This is a genomic window from Bradyrhizobium sp. ORS 375 (assembly GCF_000239775.1).
Taxonomy (GTDB): domain Bacteria; phylum Pseudomonadota; class Alphaproteobacteria; order Rhizobiales; family Xanthobacteraceae; genus Bradyrhizobium.
Window position 1 is genome coordinate 1 of sequence record NZ_CAFI01000115.1, and the last position, 26,345, is coordinate 26,345.

30 protein-coding genes are annotated in these 26,345 nt (G+C 66.5%); 13 read left to right on the forward strand and 17 right to left on the reverse strand.

The genetic code is table 11. From position 1 onward, the window contains the following. A partial coding sequence (locus BRAO375_RS10195) for a methyl-accepting chemotaxis protein (RefSeq protein WP_035639866.1) occupies positions 1 to 1,627 on the forward strand: 1,627 nt, incomplete at its 5' end. A 94-nt stretch (positions 1,628 to 1,721) separates the two neighbouring features. Here BRAO375_RS10195 and BRAO375_RS10200 read toward each other — a convergent pair. The 11 genes from BRAO375_RS10200 to BRAO375_RS10250 all read right to left on the reverse strand — a co-directional run bounded on the left by BRAO375_RS10200 (position 1,722) and on the right by BRAO375_RS10250 (position 10,272). After that, complete coding sequence (locus tag BRAO375_RS10200; protein WP_009027384.1) at positions 1,722 to 2,255, reverse strand: DUF4142 domain-containing protein; 534 nt, start codon at positions 2,253 to 2,255, stop codon at positions 1,722 to 1,724. Between the two features lie 28 nt (positions 2,256 to 2,283). Continuing rightward, positions 2,284 to 3,078 carry a DUF72 domain-containing protein gene (locus tag BRAO375_RS10205; RefSeq protein ID WP_009027385.1) on the reverse strand — a complete coding sequence of 265 codons (795 nt, stop codon included), beginning with the start codon at positions 3,076 to 3,078 and terminating at the stop codon, positions 2,284 to 2,286. A gap of 116 nt (positions 3,079 to 3,194) precedes the next feature. Further along, positions 3,195 to 3,404 (reverse strand): hypothetical protein, encoded by a 210-nt coding sequence (locus BRAO375_RS10210; protein WP_009027386.1) that lies wholly within the window; start codon positions 3,402 to 3,404, stop codon positions 3,195 to 3,197. Positions 3,405 to 3,529: 125 nt separating this feature from the next. Next, a complete protein-coding gene (locus tag BRAO375_RS10215; RefSeq protein WP_009027387.1) occupies positions 3,530 to 3,727 on the reverse strand; it encodes a hypothetical protein in 198 nt (65 codons plus the stop codon). A gap of 32 nt (positions 3,728 to 3,759) precedes the next feature. Further along, positions 3,760 to 5,100, reverse strand: a complete 1,341-nt coding sequence (locus BRAO375_RS10220; protein ID WP_009027388.1) for a PQQ-dependent sugar dehydrogenase — start codon at positions 5,098 to 5,100, stop codon at positions 3,760 to 3,762. Continuing rightward, a complete protein-coding gene (locus tag BRAO375_RS10225; RefSeq protein WP_009027389.1) occupies positions 5,097 to 5,561 on the reverse strand; it encodes a DUF2231 domain-containing protein in 465 nt (154 codons plus the stop codon). Before BRAO375_RS10225 ends, BRAO375_RS10220 begins: the two co-directional genes overlap by 4 nt. A 115-nt stretch (positions 5,562 to 5,676) precedes the next feature. Beyond that, complete coding sequence (locus tag BRAO375_RS10230) at positions 5,677 to 6,138, reverse strand: hypothetical protein (protein ID WP_009027390.1); 462 nt, start codon at positions 6,136 to 6,138, stop codon at positions 5,677 to 5,679. Positions 6,139 to 6,249: 111 nt separating this feature from the next. Next, positions 6,250 to 6,663 (reverse strand): Rieske (2Fe-2S) protein, encoded by a 414-nt coding sequence (locus tag BRAO375_RS10235; protein WP_009027391.1) that lies wholly within the window; start codon positions 6,661 to 6,663, stop codon positions 6,250 to 6,252. After that, a complete protein-coding gene (locus tag BRAO375_RS10240; RefSeq protein WP_009027392.1) occupies positions 6,660 to 7,757 on the reverse strand; it encodes an amidohydrolase family protein in 1,098 nt (365 codons plus the stop codon). Before BRAO375_RS10240 ends, BRAO375_RS10235 begins: the two co-directional genes overlap by 4 nt. Then, the gene (locus BRAO375_RS10245) at positions 7,754 to 8,851 is read right to left on the reverse strand and encodes an amidohydrolase family protein (RefSeq protein ID WP_009027393.1); all 1,098 of its coding nucleotides are present in this window, start codon (positions 8,849 to 8,851) and stop codon (positions 7,754 to 7,756) included. Before BRAO375_RS10245 ends, BRAO375_RS10240 begins: the two co-directional genes overlap by 4 nt. Positions 8,852 to 8,889: 38 nt before the next feature. After that, positions 8,890 to 10,272, reverse strand: a complete 1,383-nt coding sequence (locus BRAO375_RS10250) for an MFS transporter (protein ID WP_009027394.1) — start codon at positions 10,270 to 10,272, stop codon at positions 8,890 to 8,892. Positions 10,273 to 10,297: 25 nt separating this feature from the next. Between BRAO375_RS10250 and BRAO375_RS10255 the strand changes: the two genes are divergently transcribed. The 9 genes from BRAO375_RS10255 to BRAO375_RS10290 all read left to right on the forward strand — a co-directional run bounded on the left by BRAO375_RS10255 (position 10,298) and on the right by BRAO375_RS10290 (position 17,940). After that, positions 10,298 to 11,407 (forward strand): LysR family transcriptional regulator, encoded by a 1,110-nt coding sequence (locus tag BRAO375_RS10255; protein ID WP_244423157.1) that lies wholly within the window; start codon positions 10,298 to 10,300, stop codon positions 11,405 to 11,407. 111 nt (positions 11,408 to 11,518) lie between these two features. Beyond that, complete coding sequence (locus BRAO375_RS10260) at positions 11,519 to 12,370, forward strand: 3-hydroxybutyryl-CoA dehydrogenase (RefSeq protein ID WP_009027396.1); 852 nt, start codon at positions 11,519 to 11,521, stop codon at positions 12,368 to 12,370. An 833-nt stretch (positions 12,371 to 13,203) separates the two neighbouring features. Next, the gene (locus BRAO375_RS10265; protein WP_009027397.1) at positions 13,204 to 13,503 is read left to right on the forward strand and encodes a copper-binding protein; all 300 of its coding nucleotides are present in this window, start codon (positions 13,204 to 13,206) and stop codon (positions 13,501 to 13,503) included. A gap of 25 nt (positions 13,504 to 13,528) precedes the next feature. Further along, positions 13,529 to 14,344 carry a DUF2066 domain-containing protein gene (locus tag BRAO375_RS10270; RefSeq protein ID WP_009027398.1) on the forward strand — a complete coding sequence of 272 codons (816 nt, stop codon included), beginning with the start codon at positions 13,529 to 13,531 and terminating at the stop codon, positions 14,342 to 14,344. Positions 14,345 to 14,437: 93 nt separating this feature from the next. Further along, positions 14,438 to 15,427: a hypothetical protein gene (locus BRAO375_RS10275; RefSeq protein ID WP_009027399.1), complete on the forward strand. Its 990-nt coding sequence runs from the start codon at positions 14,438 to 14,440 to the stop codon at positions 15,425 to 15,427. 18 nt (positions 15,428 to 15,445) lie between these two features. Beyond that, positions 15,446 to 15,595 carry a hypothetical protein gene (locus tag BRAO375_RS37940; protein WP_175345311.1) on the forward strand — a complete coding sequence of 50 codons (150 nt, stop codon included), beginning with the start codon at positions 15,446 to 15,448 and terminating at the stop codon, positions 15,593 to 15,595. A 126-nt stretch (positions 15,596 to 15,721) separates the two neighbouring features. Continuing rightward, entirely contained in the window at positions 15,722 to 16,483 is a 762-nt protein-coding gene (locus tag BRAO375_RS10280; RefSeq protein ID WP_009027400.1) for an SH3 domain-containing protein, read from the forward strand. 124 nt (positions 16,484 to 16,607) lie between these two features. Further along, positions 16,608 to 17,330: a DUF3750 domain-containing protein gene (locus tag BRAO375_RS10285; protein ID WP_009027401.1), complete on the forward strand. Its 723-nt coding sequence runs from the start codon at positions 16,608 to 16,610 to the stop codon at positions 17,328 to 17,330. Positions 17,331 to 17,508: 178 nt separating this feature from the next. Then, complete coding sequence (locus BRAO375_RS10290) at positions 17,509 to 17,940, forward strand: Rieske (2Fe-2S) protein (protein WP_035639869.1); 432 nt, start codon at positions 17,509 to 17,511, stop codon at positions 17,938 to 17,940. A gap of 27 nt (positions 17,941 to 17,967) precedes the next feature. Here BRAO375_RS10290 and BRAO375_RS10295 read toward each other — a convergent pair whose 3' ends face one another. Continuing rightward, positions 17,968 to 18,198, reverse strand: coding sequence for an FmdB family zinc ribbon protein (locus BRAO375_RS10295; protein WP_009027403.1), 231 nt, complete (start codon positions 18,196 to 18,198; stop codon positions 17,968 to 17,970). Positions 18,199 to 18,417: 219 nt separating this feature from the next. Then, on the reverse strand, positions 18,418 to 18,588 hold the full coding sequence (locus BRAO375_RS10300) for a hypothetical protein (RefSeq protein ID WP_244423051.1): 171 nt from the start codon (positions 18,586 to 18,588) through the stop codon (positions 18,418 to 18,420). A 514-nt stretch (positions 18,589 to 19,102) separates the two neighbouring features. Between BRAO375_RS10300 and BRAO375_RS10305 the strand changes: the two genes are divergently transcribed. Continuing rightward, positions 19,103 to 20,074 (forward strand): VOC family protein, encoded by a 972-nt coding sequence (locus tag BRAO375_RS10305; RefSeq protein WP_009027405.1) that lies wholly within the window; start codon positions 19,103 to 19,105, stop codon positions 20,072 to 20,074. A 53-nt stretch (positions 20,075 to 20,127) separates the two neighbouring features. Here the strand turns inward: BRAO375_RS10305 and BRAO375_RS10310 are convergent, their stop codons facing one another. From BRAO375_RS10310 to BRAO375_RS10320, 3 genes are all read right to left on the reverse strand, one after another. Next, complete coding sequence (locus BRAO375_RS10310) at positions 20,128 to 20,319, reverse strand: hypothetical protein (protein ID WP_009027406.1); 192 nt, start codon at positions 20,317 to 20,319, stop codon at positions 20,128 to 20,130. A 64-nt stretch (positions 20,320 to 20,383) separates the two neighbouring features. Then, positions 20,384 to 20,734: a zinc ribbon domain-containing protein YjdM gene (locus BRAO375_RS10315; RefSeq protein WP_009027407.1), complete on the reverse strand. Its 351-nt coding sequence runs from the start codon at positions 20,732 to 20,734 to the stop codon at positions 20,384 to 20,386. Positions 20,735 to 20,883: 149 nt separating this feature from the next. Next, positions 20,884 to 21,168 carry a DUF2312 domain-containing protein gene (locus BRAO375_RS10320; RefSeq protein WP_009027408.1) on the reverse strand — a complete coding sequence of 95 codons (285 nt, stop codon included), beginning with the start codon at positions 21,166 to 21,168 and terminating at the stop codon, positions 20,884 to 20,886. 243 nt (positions 21,169 to 21,411) lie between these two features. On the opposite strand from BRAO375_RS10320, the gene BRAO375_RS10325 reads away from it, so the two are divergent. Then, the gene (locus tag BRAO375_RS10325) at positions 21,412 to 23,121 is read left to right on the forward strand and encodes an acyl-CoA dehydrogenase family protein (RefSeq protein WP_009027409.1); all 1,710 of its coding nucleotides are present in this window, start codon (positions 21,412 to 21,414) and stop codon (positions 23,119 to 23,121) included. A 42-nt stretch (positions 23,122 to 23,163) separates the two neighbouring features. Here BRAO375_RS10325 and BRAO375_RS10330 read toward each other — a convergent pair whose 3' ends face one another. Then, positions 23,164 to 23,940 carry a transglycosylase SLT domain-containing protein gene (locus BRAO375_RS10330; RefSeq protein WP_009027410.1) on the reverse strand — a complete coding sequence of 259 codons (777 nt, stop codon included), beginning with the start codon at positions 23,938 to 23,940 and terminating at the stop codon, positions 23,164 to 23,166. A 166-nt stretch (positions 23,941 to 24,106) separates the two neighbouring features. Between BRAO375_RS10330 and BRAO375_RS10335 the strand changes: the two genes are divergently transcribed. Continuing rightward, positions 24,107 to 26,176, forward strand: coding sequence for a methyl-accepting chemotaxis protein (locus BRAO375_RS10335; protein WP_009027411.1), 2,070 nt, complete (start codon positions 24,107 to 24,109; stop codon positions 26,174 to 26,176). Positions 26,177 to 26,345: the final 169 nt, after the last annotated feature.

Consider the following 26,345-nt stretch of genomic DNA (forward strand, 5'->3'; position numbering starts at 1 on the left):
CGACGTGCTCAAAACGATCGAGCCGTTGCTCAACCGTCTGGAGAACCGCGTCGCGAGCGCCGACGCCTCGCTGACGCCGCTGCTGTCGATCGCGCGCATCACCCAGGACCTGCGCATCACGGCGGGCGGCCGTGCCGCGATGCTGGCTCCGGCCCTCGGCGCAAAGCGTCCGCTGAGCGTGGCGGAGCAGTCGAACATCGATCGCGCGCAGGGGCGGGTCGAGGTCGACCGCGAACGGATCGAGTCGAGCATTGACCAGCTCGGCAATCCTCCGAAGGTGGCCCAGGCGATGACCGAGGCCGTCGACGCCTATTTCAACAACGCCGCCGGACTGATCGAGAAGGAGATCGCAGCGTCCCGCAACAACACCAGCTACACGCTGACGCCCGAACAACTGGGCGGGACCGTCGTGCCGCCGATCGGCAAGTTCCTGACGGTTCGCGACAATGCCATCGCCGAGGCGAAGGCGCGCGCGGAAGCGGCGCGCGACGACGCGTTCCTGATGCTCGCTGTCGGAGCCGGTGCCGTGGTCGGGCTGCTCGGCCTGCTGGGTGTCGTTACCTTCATGCTTCGCCGCCGTGTCATCGCCCCGCTGGCGGCCCTGACCGATGTCGTCGGTGAGCTGGCCGCCGGCCGTGACGAGGTCAGCATTCCCGCGAGTGACCGCCAGGACGAGATCGGGACCCTGGCCGGCTCGCTCCAAGTGTTCAAGGATGCGCTGGTGGCGAAGAAGACTGCGGATCGCGCTGCTGCCGTCGAAGCGGAGGCCAAGATCCAGCGTGGGCAGCGGGTCGACACCATTACTCGCGACTTCGAGACGATCATCAGCGAGATCGTCGAGGTGGTGTCGTCGGCATCGACCGCGCTCGAAAGCTCGGCAGGAACGCTGACGGCCACGGCGGAGCAGTCGGAGCGGCTGGCCATCACCGTCGCCTCCGCATCGGAGGAAGCCTCGACCAATGTGCAGTCGGTGGCGTCGGCGACCGAGGAGATGTCGTCCTCGGTGACCGAGATCAGCCGCCAGGTGCAGGACTCCGCGCGGGTTGCCAACGAGGCGGTCAAGCAGGCGCAGCGCACCAACGACCGCGTGGGCGAGCTGGCCAAGGCGGCCGGTCGCATCGGCGATGTCGTGGAGCTGATCAATTCGATTGCCGGCCAGACCAACCTGCTGGCGCTGAACGCCACCATCGAGGCGGCGCGTGCCGGCGAGGCCGGGCGCGGCTTCGCGGTCGTTGCGTCGGAGGTGAAAGCGCTGGCCGAGCAGACGGCAAAGGCGACCGACGAGATCAGCCAGCAGATCAACGGCATCCAGGCCGCGACCCAGGAGTCGGTGAACGCGATCAGGGAGATCGGCGAGACCATCGAGAGGATGTCGGAGATTGCTTCGACGATCGCCTCCGCGGTGGAAGAGCAGGGCGCCGCCACCCAGGAGATCTCTCGCAGCATCCAGCAGGCCGCGCATGGCACGCAGCAGGTCTCGTCCAACATCACCGATGTGCAGCGCGGCGCCAGCGCGACCGGCCAGGCCTCGACGCAGGTCCTGGATGCTGCGAAATCGCTGGCCGGCGAGAGCAGCCGCCTAAAGCTTGAAGTATCGCGATTCCTCGGCTCCGTCCGCGCGGCGTAGGCGCCAAGCTGACGTGACGTCATGAAAAAAGAAGAGCGCCGGACCTCCAGGGTCCGGCGCTCTTGTCATTTCAAAGCAGGGCGATTGTCGACGCTTACTTCGCCTTGCTGAGGTTCTGCGCCATCTCCAGATGATGCTGCAGCGCCGGCAGGGTCTTGCCGGCCCAGTCCTTCAGCTCCGGATTGTCGCCGCCCTTGGCGTAGCGCTCGAACAGCGACACGGCGTCCTTGTGGGCGCTCACCTGCATGTCGTCGAAATCGGCGCTGAAATCCTTGCCCTCGGCCCCCTTCAGCTTGTCGAGCTTGCTCTGGTGCGCGCTGTCGAGCGCCACCGGCAGCTGAACCTTGACCTTGCCGCTGCTCACCATGCTCTTCAGCTCGCTCGATGTCTTGGTGTGATCCTTCACCATCTGGGCGGCGAAGCTCTTCTCCTGCGCGTTGCCCTTCTGCTCGCCGAGCTGGTTCGACTGCAGCTCGAACATATCGCTGATCGCGACCTGCTTGACGAAGTCCTCCGTGCTCGGCGTGATGCCGAGTGCCGAGTTGACGCCGGTCTTTTCTCCGACCGATTGCGCCAGAGCCGGTCCGGCCAGCATCAGGCAGCTGATTGCGATGATTGTGCGCTTCATGATTGGTCCTCTCGTGTCAGGTTGCTGACTAAACCGAGAGCTGGGTACGATGTTCCGCAGAACTCCGGCGGGACGCGGCGCGCGAGCGGCTACGCGGCCCGTCGAGTAGCGCACGCAGTTGCAGGGCATCGGCCGGTGCTGCGCTCTTCTGATCGTTGTCGAAGTAGACGAACACGTCGATGCCGTGCGCCGACCAGGTCCTGATCCGCTTGGCCCACGCCTTCAGCGTCGCGGCTGGATAATTGTCCTTGTAGCGTCCGCCTGGACCATGGCCGCGCACATAGACGAAGTCGGCCGTGCGTCGCCATGGTGCCGGCGCATCGTGATGGTCCGACAGGCACAAGGAGACATTGGCCTCTCTGAGCAGCTTGATAATGGGAGGCGTGTACCAGCTCGAGTGCCGGAACTCGAAGCTGTAGCGCCGATGTCTGGGGACGAGGCGCAGAAAGGATGCCAGCCGATCGTGATCGGCCTCGAACTGCGGCGGCAGCTGAAACAGCACGGGGCCGGCCTTGTCGCCAAGCAGTTTCAGCCGGCTTTCCATCAGCTCGAGACTGTTGACGGAGCGCTCCGACAAACGCTTCCAATGCGTGATGAACTTCGATGCCTTCCAGGCGAAGACGAAATCGGGGCCGGTCTGATCGCGCCAGCCGCGAACTGCGGCCTCGGTTGGCGTCCGATAGAACACGCCATTCAGCTCGGTCGTCTCGAACTGGCTGGCGTAGTAGCGCAACTGATGCTTAATGAGCAGGCCGGGCGGGAAGAACGGGCCACGCCAGGAGTCGTAGTGCCAACCCGAAGTGCCGACTACGACCCTTGCCATTCACTGCCTCGCCGAGATCACGACTGTGTCGACTCAGAAGCGTTCCGCCGGACCGTGGTTCCAAAGCCGGCGGGGATGACCGCAGGCTGGCCACCATTCAACCGCCAACGAAGCGGTCAGCGTTCGGCGGCGGCCTGCATGATCGGCGCGCTCAACAGCTCATTGATGTGCGCGGCGGTTTCGGCCTGAATGGCCTTCTTCAGCATCATTTCGCGCTCCGGCCCGGCCGGGAGAAGCTTGGCCGCATCGCGCGCAGCTGTCGCCGCTTGCTGCAGGCGGTCGGCGAACGAGATGGTCTGTTTGCGTCGGTTTCTCTTGAGCGTCATGGCAACCTCCTGTTCCCTCCGCAGGAGCTTGCGACGTCAGCGCGATCGTGTCGCTAACCCACGTTAGCGTGCAGAGTCACGATCGCTGGAGGGCACCTGGAACCCGCGACATCAGGCTCTCCCTGTTAGTTGTTCGATCGCTCGGGGTCGTTGCCGGGAACGCTGACATGCACCTCGTGACCCTGTTTGAGGGCCAGGGTGGCGGCGGCCACTGCCGATTCGAAGGCGGCCTCTCTCGTCGCGTAGTCGCCATGTGTATTGCCGTCATGCAGCACGCTGTAGTGATCGCCGACGGCAACGATCGCATATTGTGCCAGTCCCATTGCATTCTCCTTCGTTGCTGGTGAGGACGAGGTCAGCTGCCGGACGCCGTCACGCGCCAGACCGTGTTGCCGACGTCGTCGGCAATCAGCAGCGCGCCGGTCTTGTCGACGGCGAGCCCGACCGGCCGGCCGCGTGCCTCGTTGTGATCGTTGAGAAAGCCGGTGACGACATCCTGCGCCTCGCCGTTGGGCTTGCCTCCGGAGAAAGGCACGTAGACGACCTTGTAGCCATTCAGCGGCGTCCGATTCCAGCTGCCGTGCTCGCCGACGAAGGCGCCGCCACGATAGGCCTGCGGCAGCGCATTTGCGGTGTAGAACGTCATCCCGAGCGGCGCGACGTGGGAGCTCAGCGCATAGTCGGGGACGATCGCTTTCTCCACCAGATCCGGCCGTTGCGGGTGCACGCGCGGATCGACGTGCTGGCCGTAATAGCTATAGGGCCAGCCGTAGAAGCCGCCGTCCTTCACCGAGGTCATGTAGTCCGGCACGAGGTCCGGACCGATCTCGTCGCGCTCGTTCACGACCGTCCACAACGCGCCGCTCTGCGGCTCGAAGCTCAATCCGTTGGGATTGCGCAGGCCGCTCGCGAAGATGCGCCAGCGACCGGTGGTGCGATCCACCTCGAGGATGGCCGCACGGTTCTTCTCGGCCTCGATGCCGTTCTCGGTGATGTTGCTGTTGGAGCCGACGCCGACATAGAGCAGCCGCCCGTCCGGACTCGCCGTCAGGCTCTTGGTCCAGTGATGGTCGATCGGACCGCCCGGCAACGCCGTGAGCGTCGTCCCAGGGTCCTTCATCTGCGTTTCGCCTGGCGTGTACGGGTATCTCACGATGGCGTCGGTGTTGGCGATGTAGAGGTCGCTGCCGACCAGCGCGACGCCGAAGGGCGAGTTCATGTGGTCGATGAAGACGCTTTTCTGCTCCGGCACCCCGTCACCGTTCGCATCGTGCAGCAGCGTCACGCGATTGCTCGGCCCCGTGCTGCCGCCCGACGTTGCCCAGGATTCGACCAAGGCCATGATGATGTCCTTCGGACGCTTCGCCGGCGGGGCAGGCGGGGCCTTGGACTCGACGACCAGCACGTCGCCGTTGGGCAAGGTGTAGAGCGAGCGCGGATGCTGCAGGCCTGTCGCCAGGGCCTCGATCTTCAGCCCTGGTGCGACTTTCGGGGTTTCACCCTGCTTCCAGCCGACGACGGTCGCGACGTTCATCGGCGGCAGCAGATATTGCGTCAGTGCCGGCAGCTTGACGTTCGCGCCGACCTCCGCCTTGGGATCGCCGCCTTCGTTGCAGCCGGTGAGGATGAAGGCGGTCATTGCGAGCAGCACCCCCGTGAGCACCGGGGCGATGCGATGAGTTCGGAAACCGGTCATCGGGCAACTCCCACGCGGTGGCGGTAGACCATCGACCAGCCGAGCCAGCCCGTGACGGGAAGGATCAGCACGGTCACGAGCGACAGGATCAGTCCGGTCGGGACCACCGAAGTCCAGGCGTCGCGCGCATGCACCATGTTGTTGAAGAAGGCGAGCACCAGCGCGATCAGATTGCCGATCATGTGCGGCCAGGCGGGCGTCTGGGTCCGGATCAGCCGATTGCCCAGGAAGTCGATCAGGCCGGCAACGCCGGCGAGAATGCCCATGATCAAGCCGACGAGCAGCAGCCAGGCCGAGATGTCGGCCCACATGATCTCGGAGGTCCGCCAATAGGCAATGTCGGTGACGAGGGCGCCGATGAAACAGACGATGGGAAAGGGCACCAGCATCGGATGGATGGGATGTCGCGCGATGCGCGCCGTGGGCTCCAGGGCAGGTCGGCTTGTGTCGACGGTCGTCAAGACAGTCTCCTATGCGTGGGGCAGCAGGACCCCAGGCCTGAGAACCTGCTGCCGCGACGAGCGTTCCGAACGGTGATGCCGCGATGGAGCCTTCAAGGTTCGCGCCTGCTCGATCTCAATGGCTCTTGTTCAGCGGGCCGTTGCCGCGGGCGCTGTCGCTGGCGGTGTCGTTGCGCGGTGCTGTCGGAGCGGCAGCCGCCGGCTGGCTCTGCTTCGGCGCGGCGCTTCCCGTAGTCTGCTGATTGGTGGTCTGCTGGTTGACCGCCTGCGCGTCCTGGCGCGGCGCCTTGTCGCCGCCGAACGACCAGAACATCAGCGCGATCGCGGCGGCGACGACCACGATGGGGATGAGCAGGGCGTAGGGCGTGTTGCTCTGCATGCCCGGCAGACGAGACCCGGCGCCCGTGACGCTCTCGGCGCGGTCGTGCGCCGCCAGGGAGGCGCGCGTATTCTCATCGAGCCTGGCGCGCTCGCCCGGGCGCAGCCGTCCGGATCGGGTCGCTGCATATGCGAGGACCAGGCCGAGAATGACGATGCCGATGCCCCAGCCCCAGAATGTTGCCGCTCCGCCGTTCATGTCGGTCCTCCCATGCTGTCACGCTCGGCGGAACTGATCGCGCCGGAGCGTAAGACCAACGAGAGGGTACGACATCTGTTCCTGAGCGCGATCGGACGCGGTCGAGCGTGCTCAGAGCTCGATGATGATGTAGTCGTTCTCGACGACCACAGGATAGCGCTCGGCGACATAGGGCCCCTTGACCAGGGTCTCGCCGGCTTCGCGCTTGACGTCATAGTTGCGCAGTCGCGTCGAACGTGGGTCGCACCAGGACTGTCCGGTGGACAGCTCGAACTCCCAGCCGTGCCAGGGGCAGCGCAAGAATTCCCCGTCGCGTTCCAGGCGATAGTCGCCGGGACCGGAGGATTGCGCGATCCCGGTGATGACACCGGTGCAGATCCGGGCGCCGCCGTGCGGGCAGCGGTTCAGAAGCGCATGCAGCCGGCCGTCGACGTTGAACAACGCGACCTCGCGGCCGTCGACGAAGGCCGTGCGTCGCGTCCCCGGCGGCAGCTCGTCGGCGGAACAGACGACATGGCGGCTCATGACAGACGATACAATGCCATCGCATTGTCCCTGAAGATCTTGCGGCGCTGCGTCTCGGTCATCGGAAATTTGAAGGAGAAGCCTGGATTGTCGTAGTCCCAATGCGGATAGTCGGACGAGTAGAGCAGGCGGTCCCAGCCGATCCAGTCGATGATCTCCAGAAGGTGCCGCGCCTGCTCGGGCTCCTCGATCGGCTGCGTCGTCCACCAGATGTGCTGGCGCAGGTAGTCCGAAGGGCGCTGCTTCAGATGCGGCACTTCCTTGCGGAACTTGTCGAAATGCTTGTCCATCCGCCAGGCCAGCGCCGGCGCCCAGGCGAAACCGCCTTCGACCAGCACCACCTTGAGGCCGGGGAAGCGCTCGAATACGCCGCCGATGATGAAGCTCGCGGCGAGCGCCTCCATGCAGGCGACGAACACGTAGTGCTCCTGCAGATAGTAGGTCGGCCAGCCCGAGCCGGTCGAGGGATGGCCGCCATTGTAGCCGACCGGATGCAGGCCGATCGGCAGGCCGGCGCGCTCGGCCGCTGCGTAGATCGGCCAGTAGCGCGGATGCCCCAGAGGATCCGACGGGCGCGACGACAGCATGATCTGGACGTAGCGGCGGTCGGCCGCGCAGCGTTCGATCTCGGCGACGGCGGCCTCGGGAAACTCCTGCGGCACGACGATGCCGGCGCGCAGCCGCGGCTCCTGCCGCACCCAATGATCAATCTGCCAGTCGTTGGTGGCGCGCGACATGGCGGCGGCGAAGTCGGGATTGCGCTCCTCCATGCCGCCCTTGCTCAGCGCCATCAACAGCCCGAACTCGACGTTGACGGGATCGAGATGCTGCGTGCGCAGCATGTCGAGATCCGAACCGGCGGGTCCGCTCGCGGGCAGCGCATCGGCGCGCATGCCGGCGGCCATCATGCGCGGATACATCAGCGTGCTCGACAGCGCCTGCCGCACATGCACGCCATAGGTCTGATAGTGCTCGCGCCAGCGCGGCTCGAGGTACGGCAGCAACTCGCCCGGCGTGCGATGGGCGGGATGAATGTCGCAGTCGACCACGGCGAAGGTCTGCCGCGCCTGAATCTCCTGGAAGGGGGCATTCATCGGATCGTCTCCTCGATCGTCGCCGTGCCGCGCGCGTCCTGGGCAAGCCGCGGATAGGTGGCGATCGCGTTGTCGATCAGGACCTTCCGCAGCAGCGTGGGCGGCAGTCCGTCGGGAAGCACGTCACAGCCCTCGAACTGCCAATGCGGATAGTCGGTCGCGAACAGCAGCATGGCGTCGGAGCCGATGCGCGCGATGGTCTGCGCCACCGCATTCGCGTCGGGGGCATCGAACGGCTGCGTGGTCAGCCGGAGATGGTCGCGGATGATGTCGGACGGCCAGCGGTCGACCCAGGGCGTTTCGGGCCGCGCCCCGCGCCAGGTCTTGTCGGTGCGCCACATCGTCACCGGCAGCCAGCTGACGCCGGATTCCAGGAAGACGAACTTCAATCCGGGAAAGCGCTGGAACACGCCTTCGGCGATCAGGCTCACCGTCTGGTTCTCGAACGCCTGCGCCTGGGCGATGTAGTCCTCGAACTGATAGCAGGGCCAGCCGACGATGGTCGGGGCGTAGCGGTAGGTGCTCCCGGCATGGACCGCGATGACGAGCCCGTGGCGCTCGGCGGCCGCGTAGATCGGGAAGTAATCGCGGCGGCCGAGCGGCCGCTCGCCCATCGCCAGTATCAGGATCTGCACGAAGCGCCCGTCGGGGGCGAGACGCTCGATCTCGGCGACGGCCTGCGGGATGTCCTGCGGATGGATCAGGATGGAGCCGCGCAGCCGCGGCTCGCGCTCCAGCCATTCGCCACGCAGCCAATCGTTGACGGCGCGGCACAGCGCCGCCGCCATGTCGTCATTGTGGAGCGCGACGCAGCCATGGATGACGTTGGCGATGGCGTATTGCACCCCGAACGCATCGAGCGCCTGCGCCTGCACCGTCTCCAGCGCCGTCGCAGCCTGGGATGCGCGCCAGTCGGCGCGAACGCTGATCGGCGCATTCGGCGGATAGCTCATCATCGCGAACGGCATCCGGTCGAGGGCGCGGTTGACGATCTGATCGCGCCAGTAGTCGTCGAGATAGGGCAGCAGCTGCGCGATGGTCGGTGCCGGGACGTGGAGATCGCAATCGATCGCGCCGGGGTAGGGCAAGTTCATCGTCGGCTCCTGTCGAATTGCACCGCGGACGACGGCCGTCAGGCCGGCGCGGCCTGATTGGCCTCGTCCTGCGCAGGCGCCGCGAGCGGCTGGCGGCGCTGCGACAGGCCGAGCGCGAGGACACAGCCGGCCATCACCAGCGGCGGCAGCGCCGCGAGCAGAAACAGGCTGGACGCCGGCAGATGGCGGGCGATCAGGACGCCCGCGATCAGCGGTCCTCCGATCGATCCGATCTTTGCGACCGAGAGCGCCCAGCCGACCGCGGTCGAGCGGTTGGCGCTGGGATAGAACTGTCCGACGGCGCTGTTCAGGCCCTGATGACCGCCGACCACGAAGAAGCCGACGCACAGCATCGCGCCGAGGAAGCCCGCATCGCTGAAGCCGGCGAGGCCGAGCGAGGCGACCAGCGGGCAAGCGACCATCGGCACCGCCGCGATGGCCAGCACGCCCCAGCGGTCGAGCACGACACCGGCGAGCAGCGCGCCGACCGCGCCGCCCAGGCTGAACATGGATAGGCCGAACGCCGCCTGCGCCGGCGTATAGCCCGAGGCTTCGGCCAGGATGGGCGTCCAGCTGTTGAGGAAGAACATGGTCATCGAGCTGGCGATATAGGCTGTCCACAGCAGCGGCGTGATGATCGCGAGCCTGCCGTCGAACAGCGCGGTCAGGCGCGCCACAATGCTGCTGCCGGCCGGGCGCGGCTCGTCCTGCACAATGAAGCGGCTGGTCGGCTGCGCATCGAGGCTGGGTTCGATGCAATTGACGAGGCGCGCCACCTCGTCGGGCTGGCGCCCTTGCACGACGAGAAACTTGATGGACTCCGGCAGCATGAAGAAGCTGACGACGGCCGCGACTAGCGGCAGCACGCCGCCGATCCAGAACACGATCGGCCAGCCCAGATGCGGCACCAGCCAGGCCGCGATCAGTCCGCCGGCGCTGCCGCCAGCGACATAGCCGAGCATGATGATGGCCACTACGGTGCCGCGATAGCGGGCCGGCACATATTCGAGATTGAGGGCGTAGCACAGCGGCGCCAGTCCGCCGATGCCGATGCCCGCGAGGAAGCGCAGCGCGATGAGCGTGTTCAAATCGCCTGCCCACACGGTCAGCAGGCTGAAGCCGCCGAAGGTCAGCGTGGCCGCGACGATCGAGAGCCGCCGGCCGATGCGGTCGCCGAGCGAGCCGAAGATCAGGCCGCCGACGAGGATGCCGAAGATGCCGGCGCTGAACACCACGCCCAGCGTGGCCTTGTCGATACCCCAGCTGCGGATCAGCGAGGGCGCGGCGAACGCCATGGCGTGCAGGTCGTAGCCGTCGAGGCACATGATGGTGGTGGACAGGATCACGACCTTGAGCACCAGCCGGTTGCGGCGCTGGCGCTCGATGACGTCGCTGACGTCAATGACGGCGGTGGCGCTCATGGTCGCTCCTTCCCCCTAAGGCCTTTTGTCTGCCGTTCGTGGGCGACGGCTTGCTGCAAACCACTCTGGCGACGGCCAACCGATTCTGGGCGGAGCGGCCGGCGTCTGGACGCAACCTGGGGACGCGCCCGAGGCCAAAGCAGTTTGCAGATGTAGGCTATTTGCTTCGGGATCGACCGAGAATAGGCTATTTTGGAACAGCATTTTTTCCAGATCGGATGAAATGAGCGATAGCCTGTTGAACATGAAGGCGTTTGTGGCGACGGCCCGGAGCGGCAGCTTCTCCGAGGCGGCGCGGCAGCTGAGGCTGGCGCCGTCGGTCGTGACCAAGCGCGTGACGCAGCTCGAATGGTCGCTGAAGTGCAAGCTGCTGCGCCGGAGCACGCGGCGGCTGCAGCTCACCGAGGTCGGCGAACGCTATCTCGAGACCATGCAGCAGATCGTCCGCGAGTATGACGAGATGGCTGCCGGCGTGAAGCGATCGCCGGACGAGATCGAGGGCCAGATAAGGATCAAGGCGCCGGGCTCGCAGATGGCCATCGATCTCTGCGGGCTGCTTGCGACATTTCAGACCAAGTATCCGCGGATCACACTCGACGCCCTGCTGGTCGATCGCACCGTCAATCCCGTCGAGGAAGGCTTCGACATTGTGCTGACGATGATGCCGTCGTCGTTTCACGGCGTGATCGAGGAGCCACTGCTGGCCTATCCACGCGTGCTGTGCGCCGCGCCGTCCTACCTCGCGCGTCGGGGCCAGCCGCGCCATGTGCGAGATCTGGCCGATCACGACTGCCTCGTGTTCGCGCCCATGGGCCAGGTCTGGACCTTCGACGGCAAGAGCGGCCTCACCACGGTCGCGGTGCGGCCGCGCCTCCTGACCAACAACCATGCGCTGCTGGTTGAATGCTTGAGCGCCGGCGGCGGCATCGCCATCGCGTCGCGCGCAGCTATGGCCTCGCGGCTGCGCAGCGGTGCGCTGATCGAGGTGTTGCCCGAGGTGGTGGTGCCCGACCTTTGGGTCAAGGCCCTGGTGCCGACGGCGCGCGCCAATCTGGCGCGCGTGCAAACGTTGCTGTCGACGATCCGCGACGCCTTCCGCGAGGCGGGACAATCGGCGCATTTAGGCACCGGCTGACGCGAGGCGGATTTCCGCAGGGCTACCGGGCGAGGCGATAGCCTGTTAAGCAACCGTGGACAGCGGGCCGCGGCCCCAGCAAGCGAACATGAAGCGAAAGAGGTATGGGCAATGATTCAGACGGTTGGCATCATCGGAGCAGGCACCATGGGCAACGGCATTGCGCAGGTCTGCGCGGCCGCCGGCGTCCCGATCGTCATGGTCGACATCTCGGAGCAGGCGGTCGCGCGTGGGCTCGCCACCGTCGGCTCGAGCCTCGACCGCCTGGTCAAGAAGGACAAGATGACGGCCGCCGACAAGGACAAGGCGCTGTCCCTGATCACCGGTACCACGGATAAGGCCAAGCTGTCTGCCTGCGACCTGGTCATCGAGGCGGCGACCGAGAACGAGGAGCTCAAGCTCAAGATCCTCAAGGACCTCTGTGCCGGGCTGAAGCCCGAGGCGCTGATCGCGACCAACACCTCGTCGATCTCGATCACCAAGCTCGCGACCGCCACCGACCGGCCCGATCGCTTCATCGGCATGCACTTCTTCAATCCGGTGCCGATGATGGCGCTGCTCGAGCTGATCCGTGGCCTGCAGACGTCGGATGCCACCCATGCGGCCGCCGTCGAGTTCGCCAAGCGGATCGGCAAGGTCGCGATCACCGCGAAGAACAGCCCGGGCTTTGCGGTGAACCGCATCCTGTGCCCGATGATCAACGAGGCCATCTTCGCGTACTCGGAAGGCATCGCCACCGCCGCCGATATTGACGAGGGCATGAAGCTCGGCTGCAATCATCCGATTGGACCGCTGGCGCTCGCCGATCTGATCGGTCTCGACACGATGCTGTCGGTGATGGAGGTGTTCTACAACGGCTTCAACGATCCGAAATATCGGCCGGCGCCGCTGTTGAAGGAGATGGTCGCGGCAGGTCAGCTCGGTCGCAAGACCGGCAAGGGATTTTACGACTACAGCAAGTAGTTGCTGCAGAGAGCCAAGCCGTGCGGCGGATGCGAACGCATCTGCCGCGCGCTGGCGGCGTGAGACTCGTGCGGGAGGTTCGAGATCGATGCTGCGATCGATCCCGCGGTCGATCCAGGAACGCATCGAGAGCATGCGCGGGTGTCAGCAAACACGCGAGCACAGCCCAACGCACCCGCTGGCCGAGAGCAAGACCGATAGCGAGCAGCTAACAGGTCGATTTATCTGGAGATCTCACGGCACAGCGCCGGGCAGGCAAGGGGCCATGCCTCGCTGATGCAGCCCACTAAGCCGCGGCCCGGCGTGCCGTTCGTGCGTTTCCGCTCTGCGGTGGTCCGAAGCGATACCGCCGCATTCAGCGGGTCTGATACGAGGGTGGAGTCATCGAACCTCCCTGCGATCCCGGTCGTTTGCTGTCGCTCCATCTTCGCAGCGGTCTAATGATGGCCACGTCGGCGAGCGATGACGCGATCGTCCTCCCGTGGATCGATGCTGTCAAGGCGCATCATGACGCAATGATGAATTCGACGTTACAGCAGCAGCGTCAGCAGCACGGTTCGGATCGGATGACAAACGTCGGAAAGTGACTACATGCGGTCCGCGGCTCGGTCGAAGCTTGAGATTGATCGGCGCGTGCATGCTGCGGCTTCGCGCCGCACGCGCCCGCGCGTGGTGACTCTCGGCGCAAGATGTTGCGGGACGAGCGTCGTGAATTGCGGCGGGTCAAATCGCCGCGTTCATGTGCGATTACAGTTACAGCAAATAGGCTGGCAGCCGGAACCAAAACAGACGCGCGGCGTCTTGTCTGCCGCGGAACAAGCAGGAGAACAGCAATGAAAGCAGCAACGATCACTCTGGCCGCGGTCGCGGCGCTCGCGACGGCCCTGCCTGTCCTTGCTGCCGAGCAGGGTACCACGGGAGTCGTCACGGGAATCAATCGCCTGAACGGAACCGTGGCGATCAAGCGGGTTCAGAATGGAACCGTTGGCGCCAATGCGCCGGCCGCTGCGGAGGAGTACAAGGTCAAGGACAATGCTATGATCGAGGAGGTCCATGCCGGCGATCGCGTGACGTTCTCGACCAGCGACGGCACCGGGACCAAGACGATCATCAAGCTCGATCGAATGAAATAATAAGTCTGGAGAGTCCGAGGCCAGGATGGGACGGCGCAGAATTCTGCACTGGAGCGCAGGGTGTCTCGGGCTGTGGCTGATTGCCGGCCTGTGGGGAGTCGCAAGCGCCACAGCCGGCGATCTCTACTCCGCGCAGACCGTCGTGACCGGGCAGGGCGAGGACAACCGCCTGGGCGGTTTTGCACTGTGTCTCGAGGACGTGCTGATCAAGGTGTCCGGTGCCTATCAGCTCAGCGGAGACGTCCGGCTCACCCCCTTGAAGGCGCGTGCCCGCGAGTTCGTCACGGGTTTCGACTATCATGACCAGATGTCAGGCAAGCCGAAGCACGACGAGCAGGGGACGCGCGATCGTCCCTATGATCTCACCGTATCTTTCGATCACGCGAAGATCGACGACGTGCTCGGGCAGCTCGGCGTCAAGCCATGGTTGGCCCCCCGGCCGCCGGTCGGGGCGACCGTGGCCATGACCTCCGGCAGCAGGCGCTTTCTGGTCGTCTCGGACGACCGGCAGTCCGATCTGCAACGTGACGCGTTGCGTGCGGCTGCCGGCAAGCGCGGCCTCGATGTGGTGCTCCCGACCAGTGCGCAGGCCGGCAGCGTCGATATGGACGGTGCGGAGCTTCCGCCATCCGTGCTGGCGGCCTCGCTGCCGGACGCCGGAGTGAGGCTGCGCGGTCACCTCACCTGGGACGATGACGCGCTCCGCTGGGTGTCGCAATGGCAGCTCGATGCCGCGGGCGCGCAGCACCGCTGGCGGGACAGCGGGGTGACGTTCGACGACGCGTTCCGGCGCGCATTGGGCGGCGTGGCACAGATCCTGTCGGGCAACGGTGAGCCATGATCGGACATGCAACCGTGCGATCCCATCGCATTTTATATTTCTCGGCGCCCCGACGGTAATCCATCCCCTCTAGTTTGGAGCGAGGAGGGGCACATGTACGTCGTCAGGAATTCACTGCAAGCCTTGTTCGCGGCTCTGATCCCGCTCGCTTTGGTCGAAGCGATACTGGTCGCGATGGCCGCGCTCGCCCTGCAGGCCGCGTCGCCCCCCGAGCTTCCGGTGCCGGATCAGGTCGTCATGCTCTACGCCCAGCGCATCGCGACCGATGCGGCGCTGCTGTTCGCCGGCCACTGGCTGCTGCAGCAGGCGCGGATGGCCAGCCGCATCGCCTATGGGCTGATGGGCGGCGTGATGTCCGCGGCGAGCTACGCGATTGCCGTCCTGAGCAGCGCGACGCTGCCACCCGGAGCGGCAGGGGTGTTGCTGACGATCGGTCTGTTGCCTGCGGTCGCCGGCATGATCTGCGGCTTTCTCTATCATCAATTCGCTGGGCTCGTCCCTGCACCGTCGCGCGGGAGCCGCGGTCGAGACGGCGCTGCTGCAGAGGAAGGTCCGCGAACCTTCGACGGCCCGATCCGGGTTCGCACATCGGTGGCTGGGATTTCGATCGCGGCGACGATGCCAGCCGTGCTGACGGCCATCCTGTCGTTCACGATCACCACACTGCTGCTGCCGAGGACGCTCGCCGACGGCACGGGGCCGCTGCTTGCGGCGGCCATTCCGGCTCAGATGTTCATGGCCATCCTGGTCGCAACGAGCGTGCCCTCGGCTATCTTCGTGCTCGCCTTGCACCACATCGCACGTGCCTTGGGCAGGCAGCGCGGCTATGAATATGCCGGGATCGGTGCGGCGATGGCTGTGGCCTTCGTGCTGCTGATCATGCCGTTCATGCCGGTGTTTCCGGTGATGTTCCTGCTGCTCCCGGCATTGACCTATGGCGGCATCATGGGCGCGCTCTATCGCCGCTTCGCCGGCCTCGAGCCGGTACCGCTCCCCGAGGCGGTCATCGCGAGTGATGTCCAGGCGCTGGTCGCCGCCGACCATCCGTCCAGGCAGCGGCATGGCGTGATCATCAGTCCTTGATCGGCGCATCGGAGGACGATGATGAAGCAGATATCCGCTATTGCAGCGGCGGCGGTGATTGCCGCGGTTGCGGCGCTCTGGTTCGTCTCGACGCCGGCCTTGGTCAAGGTCGAGGTGTCGCCGCTGAAGCCCAGCAATGACCTCCCCACCTTCAAACGCGTGCAATGAGGCACGCTGTGATCACCATCTCCACCGGAGCGCCGTGAGGTTGCCGCGATAGCCTGTCACCATCCTATTGGATGCGGAGCCCGCGTGGCGGCGCGATCGTTTCCGCAAAACGGATAGGAGGTGCGCGTGGTGAAGCTCAGGACGTGTCTCGTTGCTGCGCTATTGGTTGCTGCGTCGACGTCGCTGGCGACGGCCTCTCCCGGCCTGGTGCGCAGCTCGGCCTCGATGCGTGCGGGCCCCGGGCCGGGCTTTCCGCTGGTCAATCGCATTCCTGCCGGCACTCGTGTCACCATCCACGGCTGCATTGAAGGCGGCGCGTGGTGTGATGTGAGCTTCGCCGGCGAACGGGGCTGGGTCGCGGCGAAAGCGCTCGCCTATCTTTATCGCGAGCAATACGTCTATCTGCCCGAATATGTCGAATACGTGCCGGTCGCGCCGTTCGTGCTGACCACTTATTGGAGCAGCTTCTACTTCGGTCGTCCCTGGTTTCATCGGCACGCCTATTGGAATCGGTACTGGCGCCAGCATCCGCCCATGATGGCTCACAATCCGCCGCAACCGGGCATGACCATGCGCGGGCCCGGTCCACACGGCGTCGGGCAGCCTGTCGCGGCTGCGGCCCCGGCTGCCGCTGGGACGCAGCCTGCAGCGTCGGCAATGGGGCGCGTCGGACCCGGGACGGCCGCGACGCCGGCTCAGGCCGCAAGACCAGCGACCGCCATGCCGTCGCCGATCGGGCGGATGAACGTTCCAGCGCAGGGCGCCCGCGCACAGATGGGCGGCATGGGCGCAATGATGGCCAGTGCACCACGCGTCAGCATGGGCGCGCCGCGCGGCGGAGGGGGCGGTGGCAGGTCCGGTCCTGGCGGCGGTTTCCGCCGGCATTGACGATGTCGTGAACCAGACGAGCGGGAACGCATCACGGGGCGGCCGTTGGCGATAGCGGGGACGATCACTACATCCGGAACATCCTCCGGATTTCCGATCGTCTCGCTCTCCCGTGAAAAAGCTCGTGCTCGTCTTTCTCCTGCTCATCATCGCCCCTCTCTCGCTCTCCGCCGCGAACTATTTGCGCAGCGATCGTCGCGGCAACTGGCAGACCGCAGATCGTTCCAGCGCCGGTCTGCTGCCGGCTCCGACGCGTCACGAAGATGCTGTGGTCCGCGTGTTCGCTGCGCGCACCGTGCGCTGGCGCGGCATCTTTGCGGTCCATAGCTGGATCGTGGTCAAGGAGAAGGGAGCCGCCCGCTATAGGCGCTACGACTACACGGCCTGGGGCGAGCCGATTCGTGTCGACGGCTTCGCTCCGGACGGACGCTGGTTCGGCGCGCTGCCCGAAACCGTGCTGGCCGTCGATGGCGAGGACGCCGAACGCGTGATCCCGAAGATCCGCAGTGTGATCGAGTCGTATCGCTTTCGCGCCTATGGCGACTACAACGCCTGGCCGGGGCCGAACTCGAACACCTTCGTGCAGGCGGCGCTGAATGCCGTTCCCGAATTGAACGCCGTGCTGCCGCCGACCGCAATCGGGAAGGACTTCCCCTATGACGCCTGGTGGGGGCGGACGGCCTCTGGAACCGGTCTCTTCGTGTCGCTCGGCGGCTATGTCGGCCTGACGGTCGGCTGGATCGAGGGGCTGGAGCTGAACGTGCTCGGCGGGGTTCTCGGCCTCGATCTGCGGCGGCCGGCGCTGAAGTTTCCCGGTATCGGCCGACTTGGAATGCCGCTGGCCTGACGGCGTGATGGCTCGCCACCAACCTGCTGGCATGCACCTTGCTGCGCGCTCCCTGAGCACAGCGCAATGTCGCGTCTGCGCCAGACCGCCTGCGTCCCGGCTTTGACATTTGCATCGGCTTCGGCCGGGCTCGTTCGCCAGTGTCAGATCCGCCACACGAGGCGAGGGGAGACAGGTGATGGACACGCTGTTTGCGATCTGCGCGACCTATGAGGTGGACGACGGCGCGGCCCGCGGGTTTGTCCTGCAGCGACGGGACGCGGATGGCAGCGCAAAACCGTGGCCGATCCTGGTCACCCGCAAGGGCAACAACTTCTACGGCTTCGAGAATGCCTGTCCGCATCAGGGCGCCCGTCTCGACAAGAAGCCGGGCGAGTTCATGGATGAGGAAGGCAATTTCCTCCTCTGCAGCCAGCACGGCGCGCAATTCGATCTGGATACCGGAAAGTGCTTCATCGGGCCCTGTCAGGGCCAGGAGCTGACACCGATCAAGCTCGTGATCGACGACGGCGACGTCTGCCTGTCCGGCATCGACCTCGACGAGGAGGACGGTCTCGACATCGACGATCCTGAGGATGACGTGCCGGAAGTGCAGATCAACTCGGATTGAGGCGAGCGTGGTCGCGGCGCCGGCCGATCAGCGCTTCTTTCGTTCGGTCCGGCTGAAATTGCTGAGATGGCCCTCGCGCGCCGCCTGGGCGCGTGCGGCTTTCATCAACCCGGGGCTGCGGGCGGGTGGTGCAGGCAGCGAGGGCAGGCGGGTGAGCTTGCGCCCCCCGCAGGTTGGGCAGACCGGCTTCTCCGAAATCCCGATCAGCAGCTCGACATCCTCCGCGCAGACAGCGCAATGGAAGCTGTAGAATGGCATGACGCATCCCTCCTGTGCGGAAGGGGACATTGCATGAAGCGGGCCAGCCGCCAGACGGCACTGAAAGCGCCGATTCGGGGCTCATTTGCATGCAAACAGACGCTCGTCGCTTCTAGCCATGTGCCGAACGCGACGCCATCGCGTCGAACAGTCGACAGCGCCGCAGGCGGGTCCGGCGGCCGGTGCGGGGACATCCCGAGCACCGGCCGGGGACGCCGATCAGGCGTTCGTCTTCGGCACGTATTTGCCGGCGACGCACTTGTAACTCTGCAAACGCCACTCGTGATACGGACCCTTGGACATCCAGTCCGCGATTCCGATCTGCGCGCTGACCGCGCATGATGTCATCGTGATGCCGGACATCTCGCTGTTGGTAACAACCTTCTCCATGCAGAGCTGGCCGTTGCAAAGTAGTGCGACGAGAGTGACGAGCACGTTGATTCTGCCTCCAAAGAGTGGGACCCGGTGAGGATCGAGAAAGCAGAGTTCATGCCAAGTCATGAATCCAGGCCGTGCTGCTACGGAAGGGATTGCTACGGGTGTCACTCGATGGCTACAGAAGAGTGACGGATTCACTCGTCATGTCACTCAGCGTTCGCCAAAATCGTTGCTAACAGCTGCTGATGAGTTCGCCATTTGGGCGTCAGTGCGCCCGGGCTGTTCGGTCGCCCCTTGCACCTCATTCAGCGATGTCAAACGGCGGGCAGTGGATGCGCAGTCTTGCAGCGTTCACCTGTGGCAGCGCTGAAGGCCTAAATACCGTTCTCTGAATCGCTGAATTCCGAATGCGGTCGGCGCTGGCCGTGTGGACGTCACACGCACGTGACGGGTCGATTTGGGCAGCGGGCTTGCGTGACCCGGCAGCGGTTCCGTAGGAAGACGGCAGTTGCTTCTGGGGGACTTCATGACTGCCGATCCGACCCGCCGCGCTGTGCTTAAACTGGCCGGTGCATCTTCCATGATGATGGCTGCCGCGGCGGCCGCGCGCGCCGAGGGCGGCGGTGAGAGTATGTCCGCAGGCCCGACCTTCGCGAGCCGGACGCCGATTCGCATCGGCATGGTGACGTTGCGCGTAAACGATGCCGACAAGGTCGCAGCTTTCTACCGCGATGTCATCGGCCTCTCGGTGCTGCAGCGAACGGAGACGACCGTTCGGCTCGGGGCAGGCGGCGTGCCGCTGGTCGAGCTCGAGCCCCGTCCCGACGCCAGCCGTGAGTCGCCGCGCGCGGCTGGGCTTTTCCACACGGCGTTTCTGATGCCGACCCGCAAGGACCTCGCCCGCTGGCTGGTGCATGTCGCGCGCAACCGGACGCCGCTGACCGGCTTTGCCGACCACAATGTCAGCGAGGCGGTCTATCTCGACGATCCCGAGGGCAATGGCGTCGAGGTCTATGCCGACCGCGCGCCGGAGCTCTGGCAGTGGCGCGACGGCTCCGTCAGGATGGGCACGGAGCAGCTCGATATCGACGATCTCGTCGCGCTGACCGATACGCGCACCAGCAACTATGCCGCTGCACCCGACGGACTTCGCATCGGCCACGTGCATCTCAAGGTGGGAGATATCGGCCAAGCGAGCAGCTTCTACACCGGGCTGATCGGACTCAATCCGACGCGGACGATCGATCGGGCGGCCTTCCTGTCGTCCGGGCGCTATCACCATCACATCGGCGCCAACACCTGGCGCAGCGCCGGTGCCGGGCGCCGCGACGAAGGCGCCACCGGTCTGTCGTGGTTCTCATTCGAGGTGAACAGCGAGGACGTCGTCGCTGCGCAGGAGGCGCGCTTGCGCCAGGCAGGTGCGGGGGTGACGGCGCTCTCAAATGGCCTGGAGACCGCCGATCCCTGGGGTACGAAGGTTCGCCTGATCCGTGTGTGATCCTTGCCCGAAATCGCCGCTTGGACGGTTCGCCCGCGAGCGCGTGGAGCGGATCAAGCCTCGTTGAGGCCGGCGCCGCGATCGGTCAGCACCTTCTGCCCCTTTGCGGTCAGCTCGTAGATGTCGCCGTCCTTGGCGACGTAGCCCTCGCGGATGAGGCCATCGATCTCGTCCTGTCGATCCGGCGAGAACGCGATGGCTTGGCCGATGTCCGAAAGCGTCGCGATCTGGTCGTCCGTCAGCATGGCCATTCTCCCGTTGTTCATGCGAACGCCGCGGCGCCGCGAATGTTCCGGGAAGGAGCTGGCCTCAAGCCTTGCGCACGAACTCCGACTTGAGATTCATCTGGCCGATGCCGTCGATCTTGCAGGCGATGTTGTGGCCGTCGCTGGCCTCCTGCAGGCGGATGTTGCGGACCTTGGTGCCGCCTTTCACCGTCGAGGATGAGCCCTTGACCTTGAGGTCCTTGATCACGATGACGCTGTCGCCGTCAGCGAGCACATTGCCGTTGGCGTCGCGGATGCTGGTGTCGGTGGTGGTGGCCGCAGCGATGGCAGCGTCGCCGCTCCATTCGTGCCCGCATTCCGGACAGACCCACAGCGCGCCGTCCTGATAGGCGTGCTCGGAGCGGCATTGCGGGCAGGTCGTTGCGTCGGTCATCTCATCCTCGGTCGCGGCGGAAAGTGTGCCGCAGCGTTAGAGGCCCGGATGGAACCGGGCAAGGAAAATCCCGGAAGACGGGCAGCGCGCAGGAAAGGTCGGCTGCGCGCCGCTGGGTGTCGAGGGAAGAGGTCGTCGAGGGGCGCGCCTCACGCCGCCTTACGCTCGGGGGCCTTGGAGCCCTGGTCGGTCTCGGCCGCCTCGATCGCCCGGAGGTAGGTGTCGAGCAGCGTCTCGTGCTCGTCGCGCTCGTCCTGATCCTGTTTCCGCAGCTTGATGATCTCCTTCAGGATCTTGACGTCGAAGCCTTCACCCTTCGCCTCGGCGAACACTTCCTTCTTTTGCTCGTTCAGCTCCGCCAATTCGGTGTCGAGGTGCTCGATCCGCTCGATGAAGGACCGGAGGCGCGCGCCGGGAATGCCGATCTCTGACATGGTGACTCCTACACTAATGGGACCCCGAAAATGCGCGGCAGTTCGTTGACAATGTCTTAATGCGCGGAGCTTGCGCACAGCCGCCGCGGCGACGTGCTTAACGAGGAACCGGCCGTGCGCCGGCACCTCACGCAGCGCCGTTCGGCCGGGTTGGCGGGCGTGACGACCGGAGTTTCAGCCGCTATGGAAAGCGGCCGGCGATGCAACGCGCCGGCACGCGCCACTCCGTTCGGAACGACACAGATGACACGCGCCAGCATTCCGCCACTCGACTGCACCAGCCTGCAAGCGCAGCTGGCGGCGTTGCCTGGTCTGGCCCGGCTGCGGGCGCTGTCGGCCGGATTCGCCGAGGCCAGCGACGAGACGATCGCGGCGATCCTGGACTCCGCCGCTTCGTTCGCGGCCGATCGGCTCGAGGCGCTCAACGCCCAATCCGACAGCGCGGCGCCGCAGCTGGCCGACGGCGCGGTCGTCACCTCCGAGCTGCATCGCGACGTCTGGCGCGAATATGCCGAGGGCGGCTGGATCGCGCTCGATCTTCCCGAGCAGCTCGGCGGGCAGGGCCTGCCGCTGGTCGTCGCGGTCGCCGTGCAGGAGGTGTTCGATCGCCACTGCGCCGCCTTCGGTATGCTCCCGGTGCCGGTGCGCTCGGCGGTGCGGCTGATCGAGGCCTGGACGACCGACGACACGATCCGCGCCGAGTGGCTGCCGAAGCTGGTCGCTGGCGAGTGGGGCGCGACGATCTGCATCTCCGAGGTCGGCGCCGGGTCCGACGCGAGCCGCATCCGCACCAAGGCCGTGCCACGCAGCGACGGCCGCTGGTCGATCACCGGCGAGAAACAATGGATCTCGTTCGGTGGGCATGACCTGACCGACCGCATCGTGCATTGCCTGCTGGCTCGCACGGAGGGCGCGAAGGGATTGTCGCTGTTTCTGGTGCCGGACCGTATCGACGGCGCCGCGAACGGCGTCATCGTGCGCAAGCTCGAGCACAAGCTCGGCCTGCATCTGTCTCCGACCTGCGCGATGGGCTTCGAGGATGCGACGGGCCATCTGCTCGGCGAGGAGGGCCGTGGGCTGGCGCAGATGTTCGTCATGATCACCAACATGCGGATGGCGGTCGGCGCGATGGGCCTGGGCATCGCCTCCGCAGCCGCGGACGTCGCGCTCGCTTATGCGCGGCAGCGCCTGCAGGGCGGTGCGGGGCCGCAACCGTCGCCGATCATCGACCACGCCGACGTTCAGCGGATGCTGTTGTCGATGCAGGCGGGCGTCGAGTCCAGCCGCGCGCTGATCTATGTCGCCGCTGTCGAAGCCGATCTCGCGCGGACCGAGACCGATGATGAGGCACGCCGCAACAGCGCGGCGCTGGCACAATGGCTGCTGCCGATCGTCAAGACGCTCGGCGGCGAGCTCGCCTTCACCACCGCCGATAGCGCCATCCAGGTGCTCGGCGGCGCCGGCTACACCACCGACTGGCCGGTCGAGCAGTTGCTGCGCGACTCGCGCGTGCTGCCGATCTTCGAGGGTACGACCGGGATGCAGGGGCTCGACCTCCTGCACCGCAGGCTGTGGAAGGACGGCGGTGAGGGGCTGCGTGTGTTCCTGGGGCGGGCGCGGGCCGACATTGCGCGGCTGGCGGGGCGAGACGCTGCGGCCGCCACAGAGATCATCGATCTGCTGGAGACGATTGCGGGACAGCTTGGCCGGATGCGCGATGCCCCGCGCGACGCGGAGGCCGGCGCGACAGGTCTCCTGCACCTCGCCATCGACGCCGCGCTGGCCTGGTCGGCGGCGCGGCTCGCCGCGCTTGACGACGACACGCCCGCCGCCGCCCGGCTGCGCGCGCTCGGCGGCTTTCAGCTCGGCGAGCTGACGGGGCGCGCACGCCACCATGCCGCGGAGGCGCTGCGCGGAGCCGCTGCGCTTGAGGGCATCGCCACACTGCTCTGAGGCGCGGGCATCGCTGCGGCACGCCTATCGTTTGGTCGCGCGTCATTCCGGCCGCTCCGCCAGCTTCCTGAACGCGCGCTTCATGGCATTGATGTTGGCGAGATAGAGCGCGACGGAATGGTCGCCGCAGCGCTCGCCATCGTCGGGCTTGAAGCCGCGACGGATGAAACCGGCCGCGGAGCCGGAGCCGCAGAGGTGGATCACGGCGGCGAGATCCTGCTTCTGCTGCGTCGTCGGCTTGGCGGCCGGCTGACGTGCCAGTGCGGCTGCGACCTGGCGGTCGAGCGAGATCGCCGTGAGCGCCACCGCATGCGCCGGCCACGCCCGGACGTACAGGCTCGGCGAACCGCAGCCATCGCTCGTGACCTCGTGATCCCGGATGCAGAAGCCGGCGGCATCGGCGAAGGCGCCGTCGGTCATCTGGAACAGGCCGACCGCGCTCGACGCGGGGCGATAGACCGCGAACGGATTCCAGGCGAAGCGCCAGCGCCAATAGGTCCGCGCCACCGGATTGCCCGAGCTCTCGGTCTGCGCCAACGCGGCCAGCAGCTCCGGGGTGATCGCGCGGGTCGCGCTGTCACGAAACAGCGCCCCATACTGCCGCCAGGTTTCCTCCGGCTCCTTGTCGAGCGAATGACCGACGACGACGAACAGCTCGGTCGGCTTGCGCGCCACGTGATAGGCCAGATTGGCCAGCGCGACGAGCACGAGCGCCAGCGCCGCCCCGACGGTGAGCTTCACCCAGCGCGGCGCAGCGCCCGCCTTGCGCCGCAGCCACCGCACGCCGCGTTGCGTCAGCCGCGCCGCGTCGCGCCGCATGGCACGCCAGCGTGTCGCTCGACGCGGCTTGCGCACCATTTGTTGCGATCGGGCAGACATGTTCGGCAACTGATTACCTCGGGTGATCCGTGTGGCGGGTGCATGGTTAAGGAAGAATTTGTGCAAATGCGCCATTCTTCCACTTTCTGGTGTGGGGAATTGCGTGATGAACAAGTCGGTGAGTACCCTTTTGCTGGTGCTGTTGTCGGTGCTCGCGGCGGGCATCCTGGTGTCCACGGCGATCCTGATGAGCGGCGCCGCGAGCCGGTATCGCGAGAGCGTGGCGACGGAACAGCTGGCGGCGGCCGACAAGGCGATCTTCCAGAACGTCCTGGTCATGCGCGCCCGCCGCGGCGACACGCAGAGCGTGCTGCTCAGCGAGGACGATCCGCGCGCCAGGCTGACCGAATATCAGGGCGTCGAGCTGAAGGGCCATGACGGTATCACCGCGGCGCTCGCCGGCGTCGACATGCCCGAGCGCGACGAGCTCGTCGCTCGGCTGAAGAGCGCCTGGGAGGCCACCGTGCCGCAGTTCAAGCTGCTGTTCGACGAGGCCGCCAAGCCCAAGGCGGAGCGCGTGCTGAGCCGCACCCAGCCCTGGTACGACGCGATGACCAAGACGCTGGACGCCGCCAATGCCGCCTCGCTTGCGGTCTCGAACCGCGCCTGGATGACCGACCCGACCATCGCCAAGATGGTGCAGGCCCGCCGCCTCGCCTGGCAGATCCGCGACCGCTACGGCCTGCAATGCTCGGCGCTGCGCCCCAATATCAACGCTTCCAGGCCGCTCGACGAGGCCCAGAAAACCACGCTCGCGCAATGGCGCGGCACGGTCGCGGCCGGCTGGTCCGGCCTCGAGGACCTGCTGGCCGGCGCCGGCAGCGCCGAACTCGGCGCAGTCGTCAAGACCTCGCGCGCCGAGGTCGAGGCGGCCCATCAGCGCATGGACCAGCTGACCAAGAGCCTCGACGGCAGCGGCAGGCCCGCCATGCCCGCGCCGGAGTGGAACGCATTCTGCCAGGGCCCGTTCAACGGCATCATCGCCATCGGCATGACCGCGCTCGACGCCTCGATCGCCCGCGCCGAGGCGATCAGGACCGCGGCGCTGACCAGCCTGATCGTGCAGTCGATCGCCTTCGTCACTGCGCTCTTCGTCGCCGGCTTCGCGCTGCGCGCCGTGCGCGTCCGCCTGGTGCGCCCCGTGGCTGCGCTGATGCAGGCGATCCAGCGCATCGGCCAGCGCGACTACCAGACCCCGGTGCCGCAATTCGCCCATGCCGACGAGTTCGGCGCGATGGCCGCCGCCCTCGAAGGCCTGCGCGAGAGCGCCGCGATCGCCGAGCGGCTGGCCGGCGAGCGCGAGCTCGACCAGGGCAGGCGGCTGGAGCGCTCGCAGGCGATCGACAGCGCCTGCCGCAGCTTCGACGACACGGTGCAGGCGGTCATCGTCAGCATGAGCAACTCCACCGGCCAGCTCGATCACAGCGCCACCGACGTGCGCAAGCTGGTCGACGAATCCACCGAGCAGACCGCCGCCGTGGCCAGCGCCGCGGAGACCGCGACGAGCAACCTCGAGACCATCGCCGCCGCCACCGAGGAGCTGACCGCCTCGGTGTCCGAGATCGCCGCCCAGGTGCAGGCCTCCGCGGCCGATGCGCGCCAGGCGGTCGAGCGCGCGGCGCAGACCAACGCCACCGTCGAGATGCTCGACCGCGCCGCCAAGCGCATCGGCGAGGTGGTCCAGATGATCACCGCGATCGCCAGCCAGACCAACCTGCTGGCGCTCAACGCCACCATCGAGGCGGCGCGGGCAGGCGAGGCCGGCCGCGGCTTCGCCGTCGTCGCCGGCGAGGTCAAGAACCTGGCGTCGCAGACCGCCACCGCGACCGACGACATCACCCGGCAGATCGCCGAGATCCAGGCCGCGACCGGCGAGTCCGTCGAGGCGATCCGCGCCATCAGCCTCAACATCTCCGGCATCGACGAGAAGATGACGGCGATCGCCGCGGCCGTCGAGCAGCAGCGCGCCGCCACCACCGAGATCTCGCGCAACTTCCAGCAGGCCGCGCTCGGCACCCGCGCGGTCACCGACACGATCGGCTCGGTCGCCGCGCTCAACCGCCAGACCGGCAACGCCGGTGCGGCGATGGTCGATTCGGTGCGCCGCATGTCCACCGATGCGGATCGTTTCCGCGTCGCGGTGGAGGGCTTCCTCGGCACGGTCCGCAAGGCGTGAGGCGACGGGTCGCTGAAGGCGGCGACGCAGTCGCGCGTCGTCGTCGGCCCATGCGCTGAACGATCGTCAAACAGCTGACCGAGCAGAGCGCCTGCGCGTGAATACGCGGGCGCGATCCCGCGGCGCGTGCTGCGCCCGAGTGCTGCTCATCATGGGCCCTCCGAAGTGA